Genomic DNA, 15,015 nt, shown 5'->3' with positions numbered 1-15,015 from the left:
GCGTCTGGAGCCGGACACCCACAGAGCGGGCGAGCCTCGGCGGACGCAGCCGCCTGAGTGGCCGCAGCCCGGCGGCCACAGCGCCCTCGCGGCCACGGCCCTGCCCCGCTACGCCCCGTCCGCCTTCGCCGCAGCGTCGATCGCGGCCAGAGAGCGCCGTACCTGATTACGGTCCGTCGTGTACCAGAAGTCGGGCAGCGAAGCCCGCAGGTAGCTGCCGTAGCGCGCGGTGGCCAGCCGGGGGTCCAGGACGGCGACCACCCCGCGGTCGCCGGACGCCCGTACGAGACGTCCCGCACCCTGCGCCATCAGTAGTGCCGCATGGGTGGCCGCGACCGCCATGAAGCCATTGCCGCCGGCCTCGTCGACCGCCTTCTGGCGGGCGCTCATCAGCGGATCGTCGGGGCGCGGGAACGGAATCTTGTCCATGATCACCAGCTGGCAGCTGGGACCGGGCACGTCGACGCCCTGCCAGAGCGAGAGGGTCCCGAAGAGGCACGTCTTCGCGTCCGCCGCGAAGCCCTTGATCAGCTCACCCAGAGTCTCCTCACCCTGGAGGAGGATCGGCATGTCCAGTCGCTCCCGCAGTTCCTCCGCCGCGCCCTGAGCGGCCCGCATCGAGGAGAACAGGCCGAGCGTGCGGCCACCGGCCGCCTCGATCAGTTCGGCCAGCTCATCGAGCATGTCGCTCCGGGTGCCTTCACGCCCTGGCCGGGCCAGGTGCTTGGCGACGTACAGGATGCCCTGCTTGCCGTAGTCGAAGGGGGAGCCGACGTCGAGGCCCTTCCAGACCGGGGCGTCCTCGGATTCGGTGCCCTCGGGTGCCAGGCCGAGCGAGGCCCCCACGCCGTTGAAATCGCCGCCCAGCTTGAGCGTGGCGGAGGTGAGGACCACCGAGCGGTCGGCGAAGAGCTTCTCCCGCAGGAGGCCCGACACGGACATGGGGGCCACACGCAGTGAGGCGCCGAAGCGTTCGTGGCGCTCGTACCAGACGACGTCGTACTCGGAGCCGTTCGTAATGCGCTCCGCCACGTCGTGGATCGACTCCACGGAGGCGAGCGCCTGCTTGCGGACCGCGTCCTCGTCCTGAACCGACTTGTCGCGGGTCGAACCGAGCGCCGTGATCACCCCCCGGGCGGCGTCCCGCAGGGCCATCAGCGCATATCCGAGGTCCTCCGGAATCTCTTCCAGGCGACCCGGCAGAGCCAGCTCCATCAGGCGCTCGAAGCCTTCCGACGCCGTCTGGAGCTGGTCCGCCACCTTTTCGTTGACGAGCTTCGCCGCACGCCGCACGGCGCGGTTGACCTGCCCCGGGGTGAGCTCGCCCGTGGCCACGCCGGTGACGCGGGAGACCAGCTCATGGGCCTCGTCCACGATCAGCACCTCGTGCTGGGGCAGCACGGGTGCGCCTTCGATGGCGTCGATGGCGAGCAGCGCGTGGTTCGTGACGACGACGTCGGAGAGCTTGGCGCGCTCGCGGGCCGCCTCGGCGAAGCACTCCGCCCCATAGGCGCACTTCGAAGCGCCCAGGCACTCCCGGGAGGAGACGGAGACCTGGGACCAGGCACGGTCGGACACCCCGGGGGTCAGATCGTCGCGGTCGCCGGTCTCGGTCTCGTCCGCCCAGTCCCGCATGCGCAGGAGGTCTTGGCCCAGCTTGCTGGTGGGAGCGGCCGCCTCGAACTGATCGAAAAGCCCCTCCTCCTCGTCCTGTGGCATGCCCTCATGGAGACGGTGCAGGCACAGGTAGTTCGAGCGGCCCTTGAGCATCGCGAACTGAGGGCGGCGGCGGAGCAGTGGATGCAGCGCGTCCACCGTGCGCGGCAGGTCTCGCTCCACGAGCTGACGCTGCAGGGCGAGGGTGGCCGTCGCGATCACCACGCGCTCACCGTGGGCCAGGGCCGGCACCAGATAGCCGAGGGATTTACCCGTGCCGGTGCCGGCCTGGACCAGCAGGTGTGAGCCGTCGTCGATCGCCTCGGCGACGGTCTCGGCCATGGACACCTGGCCAGGGCGTTCCGTGCCGCCGACAGCGGTGACGGCGGCGTGCAGGAGCTCGGGGAGGGAGGGCTTCGTCATAGCGCGACCACCCTACGGTGCCCCACTGACAATCCGGCGATCAAGGCTGGTGGAGAGGGTTGGGCACGGTTCCGTGCACGGCGGCGTGCGGGCGCTGGGGCCGGTCGCGGTAACCGTCGAGATGGAGCCGGTTCCGGTTCAGGCAGAGCCGCTCGATACGGGGTGTGAGCAGGTCGAACATCTCGTACCGCTCCTTCAGCTCCGGGGCGCGTGCCTGATGCCGGAGGATCTCCGCACGCACACAGGACCAGAAGTCGTGCTCCGGAACGCCGAGTTGCTCCTCGCAGAGGGGCGCGAGATACCGGAAGACGCCTACGAAGAGACCCGAGTGGATGAACTGGGTGAGGAAGCCGGGGGGCTCGGTGAGGAGTACGTCGCGGACGTCGTCCGGCATCGAATCCTGCTCGGGAAGTGGCACGGCGCTCACATTGACGTCGTCCACGAAGTCCTTCACCGCCAGCCGGACAGGGACGTCCTTGTCGTCGAAGACGACGATGGTGTTCTCCCCGTGAGGGGAGAACACTGTGCCGTAGCGATACAAGAAGTGCAGCAGGGGAGGCAGCAGAGCGGCGAAGAGCCGCTTCAGCCATACCCTGGGAGTCAGCCCTGAGCGCTCCACGAGCTCCGCGACGAACGCACGGCCGTCGGGGTCGGTGTGCGTGAGCGAGGCGAGCGTACGGGCGCGTTCCCCCGGTGCGAGGTACCGGCTGACCGGCTCACGCCAGATGGCGCCGAGCAATTCCCTGTACTGGTAGGGCACTTCCGCCAACTCGTCGTACAGAGGGTGCTCGACGGCCACCGACGCGACTTCGCCCAGAAGGATGACTCCGCATTCGTCGCGCAGAAAGGGGTCCGCGTCACGCAGCGCGTGCATCCAAGCCGTGACGGCGGGCGCGGCGACCGTGCGGCCTGTGGGGAGACCTCGCCACACGAGCGTGTTGAGGACCGACAGCGGAAGCTTCACGGTGTGCCGGTCGGGGCGGGAAGCGTTGAGGAACGTACGGATGGACTGCTGAGGCAGGCGTAGGTCACCGTCACTGCAGAGCGGGACGATGGCATCCGCGGCGATGGACGGAGCGAAGAGCGGCAGCACGATCTCGTCCCACTGCCAGGGGTGCACGGGGAGGTAGAGGTACTCCTGCGGATTGAGTCCGCGTGCGCGGAGTAAGTCCGCGAAGGACGTGCGGGTGGCGGCGGAGAGCTCGCGGGCATAGAGGCTTTGCGCGGTCTCCAGCCCCGTGACTCCGTTGTACACGGCGAGACTGGTGTGGACGGCGATCCACGGGAGCGTCGTGGAGCGGCGGGCCTCGGGCGCCCATCGATCGGTGTCGCAGGCGGAGAACCCGATGCGTCCCTTGTTGAGGACGAGCCAGGGATGGCCGGTCTGGTGCCCCTCGAGTTCCGCGTAGCCGAGGTCGGCCAGTCGGGCGGCGCTGAGCGCCGTGTGATCTATGCGGGTGTCGGCGCTCAGCGTGACGGTGAGCTCGCGGATCAGGTGTCCGAGTGTGGCACCGTCCAGGCCCAGGGTCCTGCGGGCCATGACGAGGAACCGCAGGGGGTCGCTGAAGGAGACAGCCGGCCCGTCGCCCTCGGTGAGGGTCAGGCCGGCCGGGTCCACATGCCAACTGCCGTACGAGCCGCGGCGCGCGCGGAAAGTGAGGCAGGCGCCCTGCCGCCGGGCCACCTTGGCCGTCCCGCTCGGCTCACCTGTGGACGTGGCTGCCCCGTCCTGCTCCCCCGTCGGCGTGGCTGCCCCGCCCTGCTCCCCCACCGACGCGGTGGGCTCCTCCGGCTCGGCCGGTTCGAGGTGGAGCCGGTAGGTGCCGACCTTCCCGTCCGCTGCGGATGCAGGTGCGGGTGTGGATACGGGCATGGGCGCGTGTACGGGAATGGCTGTGTGTACGGGTACGGGCCGGATGATCTCCTCGTACGCGAATTCTCCGATCATCTTGGCCAGGAGGCGGCGCCCGGCCTCGCGCCACCTGTCCTGGGTCAGCTCGGGTGGGTCGTACAGCTCGGCGGAGGGGCTGGGAATCGGACTGGGGGACGGATTCGGCACGGGGACTCCTCGGGGAGGGAACCGGATCGGGGCGAGCGGTGTACTAAGAGTGATCGGGTCAGAGCACGGCGCGCAGGGCCCGATCACGGACCACGAGGGCCGCGCGTTTGTCGGGCAGTTCCACTTCGGCGAAGTAGCGGAAGCCGGCGCTCAGGAATGCGGAGACGGAGGGGGTGTTGCGCAGGTCGGGTTCAGCTACGACGCGTGCGCATGCGGGGCGACAGTCGAGCACCAGGTCAGCGACGGCTCTGAGCAGCGAGGTGCCGAGGCCTCGGCCGCGGTTGGCGACTCTGCCGACGAGGAGGTGGATCCCTGTGTCGTGCGGACGCGAGGGGTAGTGACGGGCCAGGGGGTCGAGGTCTGCCCGGTAGATCTCCCAGTAGCTCATCGGCATGCCCTCGAGCACGCCGAGGCAGGGGACGCTGCGCCCGTCCCCGTCGAGCTGTCGGCGCAGGTGGGCCTCGGTGACGGCTTCGGGCCCCGCCAGTTCCCAGAAGGCCGCCACGGCGGGGTCGTTCATCCATCGGCTGATCAGCGGGAGGTCGCGTTCGAGACGTACAGGTACGAGTTGGAAGACACCGGCGGCAGTGGTGACAGGGCCCCACCCTCCGACGCCGTCCAGGAGATCGTCCTCCACCGCGGCCCCATGCCCATCGCCCTCGGCCAGCAGGGCGACGAGCTCCTCGGGCAGGCGCAGGTCGAGAGTGTCCGTGCAGTCGGCGCCGGCAGCGGCGGATTCGGTCCCGGCATCGGTGCTCGCATCGGTGGGAGGCACGTCGTCGCTCCTGTCAGCAGAGGTGGGGCATATCCCTCAGGAATGAAGGGGGTTGGGAATGGTGACGTAGACGGATTGGGTGTCGACGGGGCCGACGAGCTCGTCGAGGCCGTGCAACCGGGTCAGCAGGTTGGCCTTGCACCGCAGCACGGGTGAGTCGAGCAGGGTCGTGGGCAGAGAGCTGCGCAGCCTGTCGGGCCCTGTCGCGACATCGCCGAGGAAGCGGCGGAAGGCGGCGAGCAGGAGCCGCTCGTCCGCGAGCCGTTCGGCGCCGAGGGCTCCGATGAGGCCGAACACGTTGTTGATGCCGAGGTAGTAGGCGAACCGCTCGTCCGTCACCTCGTCGGAGACGAAGGTGTCGCTGTCCTGGCCGATGCCGGGAAGGCGTCGTTCGAGTTCGGCGCGGCGGGACTCGCGGAAGTAGTAGCCCTGGTTGTCCCGATAGCGGCCGCCCACGGGCCACCCGTCGGGGTCGAGCAGGAGGAGGGTGTTCTGCTGGTGCGCCTCCAGGGCGACGCCCGCTTCACTGTCGAGCCACAGCACAGGGCGCACAACGGCTTCGAGGTAGCGCAGGAACCACTCGGTGGCAACGGCCCCCCGGGACCGGCCCGTTCGTCCGGCGAGCCGGGTGACGGTCTCGGCGAGCCGGGAGCGCATCGCACGAGGTTCCTGGCAGGCAGGCAGCGGTGTGGGCCTCGGTGAGACCAAGCCGGCGATGCAGGTGGCGTCGTCACCGGGACGGAAGGGGTTGTGTCGGATCATGACGTCGAGCCCGAGGACCGGCGTGCCGTCGGGACCGGTGACGGCGAGCCATGCCGGGTCGCGCACCACGTCGAAGCAGGGGTGGACCGACTGCCACTCTTCGCCGAGACCGCTGCGCAGCAGCCGGTGGACCTCGACGCCGCGGTGCAGTTCCTTGCGGAGGTTCTCGCGACGGGAGTTGGTGATGCGCAGGCCGAGCGAGAGCTTCAGCATGGCGGCCGCGCCGGAGCGGTACAGGGTGCGTACGGAGGAGGTGGGGTGCCACGGGGCGCCATGAGGGCCGAGGTCCTGGAGCAGTCCGGCGTCGAGGAGCGCGGCGGGCGCGGGGCGGTGCCGGAGCTCGCGGATCTGCCAGGGATGCACGGGCAGGGCGACGCGATCGTCGCGGAGCGGCAGGTCCGGACCTGCGAGGCGGGCGGTGAGTCGGTCGGCGGGGACGGCGCGGCCGCGTTCGGTCCAGGCCGAGTCGGAAGCGAGTACGGAGCGGTCGACGGCCAGCCAGTGCAGCGGGAAGGCGCCGCGCAACTCCGGGGAGTACAGGCGGGATTCGGTGTCGGACAGGCCCTCGCGGCTCTTGGGGGTCGGATGCAGGGGGTGGCCGAGGAGCAGGGACTGTTCGGCGGCGAGGAAGAGGTCGGGCTCGTCGTCGGGCCTGTTGCGGCGGTAGGCGATGAACGCGGTCGTGCGCCGGACCGAGTCGGCGACCCGGCCGACCAGGTCGGCACCGTCGCCCGGGTCAGTCGGCTCGCCCGGCTCGGCCGCTTCAGTCAAGGCTGATTCGTTCGGTGCAGTCGTTTCGGTCGCATCGTCCGGTGGCGGATCCGTGGCGCGGCGGGCCGTCTCGCGGCCGAGGAGGGCAGCGACGGTGACGGCGTCCACGGGTGGGGCGCTCGCAGGGCCGTCCTCGAGATAGGGGAGGCTGAAGCGGTGCCAGCCGGTGGCCGACCAGTAGTGCACGGGGACGAGCAGGGCCGTTCCGCTGGCCTGGAGAGGGATGCGCAGGACACCGCGGTCCGGAGCGGGGATGTTGTTCTCCCTGACCCAGCAGCGCAGGAGGTTCTCGACGGCCGCGGTCTGTGCGGCGACGTGCGGGTCGGGGTGCTCCAACAGGTCGGTGGACGTCCCGCGCAGGCGTTCGGCGTCCTGGCCGCCACCCTTCTGCCGGGGGACCGTGTTGGACTCCGCCACCAGTGAGGTGTGTGCGCCGCACGCACCCGGGGCGTGGGGTTGGGGGCGGCCTTCGGATGCGGGGGTGGCGTTCAAGAGGGCTTCCTTGTGAGGTTGTTCGGGGCTCCGTGTGGCAACGGGACGGGTACGCGCTCGGCGGCTCGTGTCAGCCGGAGCGGCCCGGGTCCGTCTTGGCTATGCGTGGTGGGCACGCGCCGCGGTGGCCAGCGCGTCGGCGAGGCGGTCGAGGACCGCGGTCGCCTGTTCGTCGGTGAGGGTAAGGGGAGGCAGGAGTCGTACGACGCTGGAGTGGCGGCCGCCGATTTCGACGATGAGGCCACGGCGCAGGCACTCGCGCTGCACGGCCGCGGCCAGCTCGGGGGCCGGCGGGCGGGGCTGCGAGGCGGCGAAGGGGTCGTCCGGGGGTGGGCTGAGCCGGGTGGCGGCTGGCGGGGTGGGCGCGGCTCCGGCCCGGGTGACCGCTGACGGAGTCTCTGGGTGCCCTTGCGTGGCGGGCGTGGTGGGCGTGGTGGGTGACGGGATCATTCCCGACTCCGGCCTCACCTTCGGTCCGGCCATCGAATCCGGCGCCCCTGGCTCCGCAGCCGGGTCCACCAGTTCCACGCCGATCATCAGCCCCCGGCCGCGGACCTCGCCGATGCAGGGGTGCTGGGCGGCCAGGGAGCGTAGTTGGGCGAGCATGCGGGCGCCGAGGGTGGCGGCGCGTTCGGCGAGGCCGTTCTCGCGGACGTAGGCGAGGGTCGCCGCGCCCGCTGCCATGGCGAGCTGGTTGCCGCGGAAGGTGCCGGCGTGTGCGCCGGGCGGCCAGACGTCGAGGTCGTCCCGGTAGACCACGACGGCGAGGGGAAGGCTGCCGCCGATCGCCTTGGAGAGCACCATCACGTCCGGGACGACGCCACTGTGCTCGACGGCCCAGAAGGCTCCGGTGCGGCCGACGCCCGTCTGTACCTCGTCCGCGATGAGGGGGATGTCACGCGCGGCGGTGATCTCGCGCATCCGGCGGAGCCAGGCGTCGGGAGCGGGGAGGACTCCGCCCTCGCCCTGGACCGGTTCGAGGATCATGCCGGCGGGTGTGGTCACGCCTGATTTGGGGTCGTCCAGGAGGTTCTCGGTCCACCGGGCGGAGAGCTCGGCGCCGCGCGCGCCGCCCAGGCCGAACGGGCAGCGGTACTCCTGCGGATAGGGCAGGCGCGCGACCCGTACATCGGATGCGCCGCCGGATGCTTCGAGCGCCCCGGCCGTCATCCCGTGGTAGGCGCCGGTGAACGCGAGCAGGTGGCTGCGGCCGGTGGCGGCGCGGACGAGTTTCAGCGCCGCCTCCACCGCGTCCGTCCCCGCGGGGCCGCAGAACTGGATCCGCGCGCGCTCGGCGAGGCCTCGCGGCAGCGTGTGGAACAGCTCGGTGGTGAAGGCGTCCTTGACCGGTGTGGCCAGGTCGAGGACGTGCAGCGGCGCCCCGGAGTCAAGGACCTTCCGGATCGCCTCAAGCACCACGGGGTGGTTGTGGCCGAGGGCCAGGGTTCCGGCGCCCGAGAGACAGTCGAGGTAGCGTCGCCCGTCCGCGCCCTCGATCGTCAGGCCGCGGGCCCGCACCGGCACGATCGGCAGGGCACGCGCGTAGGTGCGCGCCGCAGACTCGCGCGCCGACTGGCGGCGCAGGATCCCTTCCTGGGCTGCGGATTGCGCGGTGGATTGCCCCACGGACTGCGCCACGGACTGCGTTACGGAGTTCCCTGCGGACACTGCCGCGGGCGCAGGCTCGGTCACGGCCACGACTGTTGGTCCTCCCGCTGCGGACGAGCGCGTCCGTCCGATGCGGCTCGGGGAGCTCATGTGGGCGGCTGCGCGGGCGAGTTGGCAGGGGGATGAACGCAGGCCGCGACTCCCCCGTACGTACCAACGACGAAAACGCCGGGGGATCACGGGCAACCCGAAGATCCTTGCCGTGACGGAACCGTTGCCCTTCCGTCGGCCGTCCCCAACGGCACCGGCATAGTGTGGGGGCCGTTCATCAGCGACAGGTGCACCGCTCCCCCGAGCAAATCAGAGCAAACCCAACGCAAGCATGGCCAAGGGGTGCCGCACCGGTGGCGACGGGTGTTCCACACCCGGATGTCCAGCACTTTGAAACAATTTCGAGGCCCAGGGGGATTCTCACGATGCGACCCATACGTCCGCTCTTCACCGTTCGCAATAGGAGGAGCGCGCGCACCAGGACCGCCCCCGTGGCGGCTGTGGCGCTCGGCGCGGCGCTCGTTCTGACCGCCACGGCCTGCGGTCCCACCGAGGACAACGCCGGCGGCGACTCGCCCTCGGCACAGCCCGGCGACAGCAACGGTGACGACAAGATCCAGATCCCGGACGCCTGGAAGGACAAGCTCAAGGACAACGGGATCGATCTGGACGAGTGGAAGAACGGCGCCTGGAAGAACTGGAACAAGGACGACTGGCTGCGCGAGGCCGGCGACTTCGTCAACCCGATCATCGAGGACCTCTGGGACCCGGACCGGATGCGGGACGCCGACAAGAACCCCGACCGGAGCGTCGACGACAGCGACATCTCCGGTGACCAGGGCGTGACCGACCCGACGCCCAAGCCCGTGCAGGCGGCCGCCGTGAGCGCGCCGTACCACGACCGGGCGGCCGAGTCCGGCAAGCTCTTCTTCGACGGCCCCAAGGGTTCGATGGTCTGTTCCGCGACCGTCGTGAAGGACCCGGCCCACCCGGGCAAGTCCAACATGGTGTGGACCGCGGGTCACTGCGTGCACGCGGGCGCCGAGGGCGGCTGGTACCGCAACATGATCTTCGTCCCCTCGTACAACAACAGCGGCAAGTCGGCCGAGGAGCTGCAGAACGCTCCGAAGGAAGAGGTCGCTCCGTACGGCGTGTGGTGGGGCGACTGGGCGCAGACTTCCGACCAGTGGATCGAGCAGGGCGGTCCGACGGGCGGCAAGGGTGCGCCGTACGACTTCGCGGTCATCCACGTGAAGCCGGAGAAGGGCAGTGAGGGCAAGTCGCTCGAGGAGACGGTCGGTTCCGCGCTTCCGGTGGACTTCGACGCCCCGGCGGTGCCCCAGATCGACACCATGACGGCGACCGGCTACCCGGCGGCGCGGCCGTACGACGGCCAGAAGCTGTTCCAGTGCGCGGACAAGCCGGGCCGGCTCTCGTTGAGCAAGCCCGACCCGACGATGTACCGCGTCGGCTGCACCATGACGGGCGGTTCGTCCGGTGGTGGCTGGGTCGCCGAGGGCCAGGACGGCAAGCCCGCTCTGGTGTCGAACACCTCCATCGGTCCGGTGACGGCGGGCTGGCTGGCCGGTCCGCGCCTCGGCAAGGAGGCCAAGGGCATCTACAGCGCGGTCAGCAAGAAGTTCGCCGACCAGTAGACACGCCTCTGGGGCAGGCCGGGGAGACAAGCCCGCAGCGGCCCCGGGAGACAAGGCCGGAAGACAAGCCCAGCGGAGAAGTCCGCTGGAGAAGCACGGCGGCGGGGCGCCGAAAACCTTCACGACCCCGCCGCCGTTCGTCCCCAACCTCACAGGCATAGTGAGGTGTCGCGTCACAGCGGGTGCCACGGAGCCCTGCGCCGACGCATGACACGTACATGGCAATCACACGTTTCAACGGGGGTACCAGCACCATGCGTTCCACTCGTGCGCCGTTCGCGCGCAGCCGTGGACGGCGGGTCGCGCTCGCCGCCACCGGGCTCGCGGCGACCTTGGCGCTCACCGCCACGGGCTGTGGCCCGAGCGACGACAAGGCGAGCGACAAGCCGGACACCACCACGTCCCAGGGAGCCGACGGCTCCGGTTCCGACACCAAGCTTCCCGACGGCCTCGCCGACAAGCTGAAGGACAACGGGATCGACCTGGACGACTGGAAGAACGGCGCCTGGAAGAACTGGGACAAGGACGACTGGGTGCGCGAGGCCAAGGACTTCGCCAACCCGGTCATCGAAGGGCTCTGGAAGCCCGAGCGGATGCGGAAGGCCAAGGACCCGAACAAGACGATCGCCGCGAAGGACGCGTCCGCCGGCCAAGGCGCGACCGATCCGGAGCCGACTCCGGTCCAGGCCAAGCCCGAGAAGACGCCGTACCACAAGCACGCCGCCCCGGTCGGCAAGATCTTCTTCGACTCCCCCGAGGGGTCGATGGTCTGCTCCGGCACGGTCGTGAAGGACCCGCGCAACCCCGGCAAGTCCAACCTCGTGTGGACCGCGGGCCACTGCGTGCACGCCGGCCAGAACGGCGGCTGGTACCGCAACATCGCCTTCGTGCCGTCCTACAACGACCTGGGCAAGTCCGAGGCCCAGCTGCGCAACGCGGCCCCGCAGGAAATCGCCCCCTACGGCCAGTACTGGGCGGACTGGGTCTCGACCTCGAGCGAGTGGATGAACGACGGCGGTCCGACGGGTGGCGCTGGTGCGACGTACGACTACGCCGTCATGCACGTGAAGCCGGAGCAGGGCGGCAAGTCCCTGGAGGAGACCGTCGGCAACGCGCTCGACGTCGACTTCTCGACCCCGGCCGCGCAGAGCGTGAGCTCGATGGGCGCCTGGGGCTACCCGGCCGCCCCGCCGTACAACGGCCTGAACATGCACAAGTGCGTGGACAAGCCGGGTCGGCTCTCGCTGTCGCCGTCCCTGCCGACGATGTACCGCATCGGCTGCACCATGACCGGCGGTTCGTCCGGGGGCGGCTGGTTCCGGATGGTGGACGGCAAGACGAAGCTCGTGTCGAACACCTCGATCGGCCCGGCCGAGAACACCTGGCTGGCCGGCCCCCAGCTCGGCAGGGGCGCCGAGCAGGTCTACGACATGATGAGCAAGAAGTACGGCGCTCAGTAGCCGCACGGCACACCTGACACGGCGAAGGCCCGCCCCCTACGAAAGGGGGCGGGCCTTCGCCACGTGCGCTACCGGGTCAGGCGGCTCGGCTCAGTGCGCGGCGAGCACATACGGAGCGAGCTCCGCGGCCAGCTCCTCGTGCACCTGCGCCTTGAGCAGCGTGCCCTCGCCGGTGTGCTCCTCGGAGAGCACCTCGCCCTCGGCGTGCGCCCGCGAGACGAGCTGGCCGTGGGTGTACGGAACGAGGGCCTCGATGTCGACCTCGGGCCGTGGCAGCTCGGTGTCGATGAGCGCGAGCAGCTCCTCGATTCCGGCACCGGACCGCGCGGAGACCGCGATCGCGTGCTTCTCGTTGCGCAGCAGGCGCTGGAGGACCAGGGGGTCCGCCGCGTCCGCCTTGTTGATCACCACGATCTCGGGCACGTCGGTGGCCCCCACGTCGCGGATCACCTCGCGCACCGCGGCGAGCTGCTCCTCGGGCACCGGATGCGAACCGTCCACCACGTGCAGGATGAGGTCCGAGTCGCCGACCTCCTCCATCGTGGAGCGGAAGGCCTCCACGAGGTGGTGCGGCAGATGCCGCACGAACCCGACGGTGTCCGCCAGGGTGTAGACCCGGCCGCTCGGCGTCTCGGCCCGGCGCACGGTGGGGTCGAGGGTGGCGAACAGCGCGTTCTCCACCAGTACGCCCGCGCCGGTGAGGCGGTTGAGCAGCGAGGACTTGCCCGCGTTCGTATAGCCGGCGATCGCTACCGAAGGCACCTTGTTGCGCCGGCGCTCCTGCCGCTTGATGTCGCGGCCCGTCTTCATCTCCGCGATCTCCCGGCGCATCTTCGCCATCTTCTCGCGGATCCGTCGCCGGTCCGTCTCGATCTTGGTCTCACCGGGTCCACGGGTGGCCATGCCGCCACCGCCGCCGCCACCCATCTGACGGGAGAGCGACTGACCCCAGCCCCGGAGCCTCGGCAGCATGTACTGCATCTGCGCGAGGGCGACCTGCGCCTTGCCCTCTCGGGACTTGGCGTGCTGGGCGAAGATGTCGAGGATCAGGGCGGTCCTGTCGACCACCTTGACCTTGACGACGTCTTCGAGGTGGATCAGCTGGCCGGGGCTCAGCTCACCGTCGCAGACGACGGTGTCGGCTCCGGTCTCGAGCACGATGTCGCGCAGCTCCAGGGCCTTGCCGGAGCCGATGTACGTCGCGGGGTCGGGCTTGTCGCGGCGCTGGACGACGCCGTCGAGCACGAGCGCGCCCGCCGTCTCGGCGAGGGCGGCCAGCTCGGCGAGGGAGTTCTCCGCATCCTGGACCGTTCCCGAAGTCCACACTCCGACGAGCACCACTCGCTCCAGGCGGAGCTGTCGGTACTCGACTTCGGTGACGTCCTCGAGCTCGGTGGAGAGGCCCGCGACGCGGCGCAGAGCCGCGCGCTCGGAGCGGTCGAGCTGTTCGCCGTCCCGCTCTCCGTCGATCTCGTGGCTCCAGGCGACGTCCTCTTCCATCAGGGCATCGGCCCGAAGACCTTCGGGGTAGTTCTGCGCGAAGCTCTGTGCGTCCTGGGAAGGGGAAGAAGAGGAGGTCATTTGGTCCTTACGTCGATTCGTCGATGGGAAAGGCGACGGATGCGGGATCCGTCACAGTCGACAACGCCCGGCGTGGTCCGGAGATTCCCGGAACCGGCCGATGGTGCCCTGAGATGTCCCCGAGGGGATGTCCCTGACGGGCGTGCCGTCGACCCGATGATGGTTGCACGGCACGGCCCGTCTCGTCATCCGGGTTATTTCCCGGTTTTCCACTCCGGATGCCCCGGCATCGGCGGCGTCTTCTCGCCGTAGAGCCAGCCGTCGAAGAATCCGCCGAGATCACGCCCGGCCACCTGGGACGCGAGCCGCACGAAGTCGGCGGTCTCGGCGTTGCCGTCGTGGTGAATGCGGACCCACTCCCGCTCCAGACGGTCGAAGGCCTCGTGGCCGATCTCCTGCCGCAGGGCGTAGAGCACCAGGGCACTGCCGTCGTAGACGACGGGACGGAAGATGCTGATCTTCTGTCCGGGCGCGGGCGCCTTCGGCCTGGCCGGGGGCCCGCCGGCCGCGCGCCACCGGTCCGAATGGCGGTAGGCGTTCCGCATCCGGTCGGCCAGCGGCCGATCCGCCTTCTCCTCGGCGAAGAGAGCCTCGTACCAGGTGGCGTGGCCTTCGTTGAGCCAGAGGTCCGACCACGACTTCGGGCTGACACTGTCGCCAAACCACTGGTGTGCCAGCTCGTGCACCATGATCGCGTCGACGTACCACTCCGGGTACTCGGGGCGGGTGAAGATGTCTCTCTCGAAGAGAGAGAGTGTCTGCGTCTCGAGTTCGAAGCCGGTCCTCGCGTCGGCGACCAGGATCCCGTACACCTCGAAGGGGTAGCGGCCGACCTTCTGCTCCATCCAGCCGATCTGGCCGGGCGTCTTCTTCAGCCAGCGCTCCAGGACCTTGCGGTCCTTGGTGGGCACCACGTCGCGTACCGGAAGGCCATGCGGCCCCTCCCGGTGCACCACGGTGGAACGCCCGATCGACACCTGGGCCAGCTCGGTCGCCATGGGGTGGTGGGAGCGGTACGCCCAGGTGGTGGCGGCGCCGTTCCGGGTCGTGCCGGCCGGGAGGCCGTTGGCGACGGCGGTGAGCCCCTTGGGCGCGGTGATCCGGAAGGTGAATTCCGCCTTGTCCGCGGGATGGTCGTTGCAGGGGAAGACCCGGTGCGCGGCGTCCGCCTGGTTGGCCATGGCCAGTCCGTCGCCGGTGCGCAGCCAGCCGCCCTCGGTGTCCTTCGAGGGCACCGGGTCACTGGTGTGCCGGACGGTGATCAGCATCCGGTCGCCGCGCCCGACCGACGCGGTCGGCGTCACGACCAGGTCCTCGCCGCTGCTTTCGAAGCGTGCGCGCTCGCCGTTCATCTCGACGGAGCGCACTGTGCCGTGCGCGAAGTCGAGGTTCACGCGCTCCAGGTAGTCGGTCGCGCGGGCGTAGATCTTGGTGACGGCGTCCAGTGGCTTGCGGTTGTCACCGTGATAGGTGAAGGCGATGTCGTACGTCTCGACGTCGTATCCGGGGTTGCCCAGGTGCGGGAAGAGCCGGTCGCCGATGCCGAGCGGGGTGGCCGGTGACGGTGCGCCGGCCGCGAGGAGCGCGGTGGACGCGGCCGCGGCGATCAGGGCGGCGGCGATGCGGGGGGTACGGAGGGCCTTCGGCCGAGAGGCCGTGGTCCGAGGGGTGAGCAGCATGAACCACCGCTATCAGCGCGCGTCTTGTCAGCACGTGACGGCG

Annotated in this window: 9 protein-coding genes; 2 read left to right on the top strand and 7 right to left on the bottom strand. The window is 70.2% G+C overall.

The window, feature by feature from the left end:
- Positions 1 to 108 precede the first annotated feature (108 nt).
- From ACH4D5_RS21965 to ACH4D5_RS21945, 5 genes are all read right to left on the bottom strand, one after another.
- The gene (locus ACH4D5_RS21965) at positions 109 to 2,079 is read right to left on the bottom strand and encodes an ATP-dependent DNA helicase (protein WP_398305038.1); all 1,971 of its coding nucleotides are present in this window, start codon (positions 2,077 to 2,079) and stop codon (positions 109 to 111) included.
- Between the two features lie 40 nt (positions 2,080 to 2,119).
- The gene (locus ACH4D5_RS21960) at positions 2,120 to 4,138 is read right to left on the bottom strand and encodes an IucA/IucC family protein (protein ID WP_398305035.1); all 2,019 of its coding nucleotides are present in this window, start codon (positions 4,136 to 4,138) and stop codon (positions 2,120 to 2,122) included.
- Positions 4,139 to 4,196: 58 nt separating this feature from the next.
- A complete protein-coding gene (locus ACH4D5_RS21955) occupies positions 4,197 to 4,913 on the bottom strand; it encodes a GNAT family N-acetyltransferase (RefSeq protein ID WP_398305032.1) in 717 nt (238 codons plus the stop codon).
- A gap of 36 nt (positions 4,914 to 4,949) precedes the next feature.
- Positions 4,950 to 6,938, bottom strand: coding sequence for an IucA/IucC family protein (locus ACH4D5_RS21950; protein WP_398305029.1), 1,989 nt, complete (start codon positions 6,936 to 6,938; stop codon positions 4,950 to 4,952).
- A 99-nt stretch (positions 6,939 to 7,037) separates the two neighbouring features.
- Positions 7,038 to 8,696 (bottom strand): diaminobutyrate--2-oxoglutarate transaminase family protein, encoded by a 1,659-nt coding sequence (locus ACH4D5_RS21945; protein WP_398305026.1) that lies wholly within the window; start codon positions 8,694 to 8,696, stop codon positions 7,038 to 7,040.
- A 326-nt stretch (positions 8,697 to 9,022) separates the two neighbouring features.
- On the opposite strand from ACH4D5_RS21945, the gene ACH4D5_RS21940 reads away from it, so the two are divergent.
- Positions 9,023 to 10,252, top strand: coding sequence for a trypsin-like serine peptidase (locus tag ACH4D5_RS21940; protein WP_398305023.1), 1,230 nt, complete (start codon positions 9,023 to 9,025; stop codon positions 10,250 to 10,252).
- Positions 10,253 to 10,506: 254 nt separating this feature from the next.
- Positions 10,507 to 11,712: a trypsin-like serine peptidase gene (locus ACH4D5_RS21935; RefSeq protein WP_398305020.1), complete on the top strand. Its 1,206-nt coding sequence runs from the start codon at positions 10,507 to 10,509 to the stop codon at positions 11,710 to 11,712.
- A 90-nt stretch (positions 11,713 to 11,802) separates the two neighbouring features.
- Here the strand turns inward: ACH4D5_RS21935 and hflX are convergent, their stop codons facing one another.
- Both hflX and ACH4D5_RS21925 read right to left on the bottom strand, forming a co-directional pair.
- Positions 11,803 to 13,293 (bottom strand): GTPase HflX, encoded by a 1,491-nt coding sequence (hflX, locus tag ACH4D5_RS21930; RefSeq protein ID WP_398305017.1) that lies wholly within the window; start codon positions 13,291 to 13,293, stop codon positions 11,803 to 11,805.
- A gap of 194 nt (positions 13,294 to 13,487) precedes the next feature.
- Positions 13,488 to 14,972 (bottom strand): M1 family metallopeptidase, encoded by a 1,485-nt coding sequence (locus ACH4D5_RS21925; protein WP_398305014.1) that lies wholly within the window; start codon positions 14,970 to 14,972, stop codon positions 13,488 to 13,490.
- Positions 14,973 to 15,015 lie beyond the last annotated feature (43 nt).

It is taken from the genome of Streptomyces sp. NPDC018029 (assembly GCF_044327655.1).
Lineage (GTDB): Bacteria > Actinomycetota > Actinomycetes > Streptomycetales > Streptomycetaceae > Streptomyces.
The sequence above is the reverse complement of the archived record's forward strand: the minus strand, read 5'-3'. Positions and strand labels throughout refer to the sequence as shown.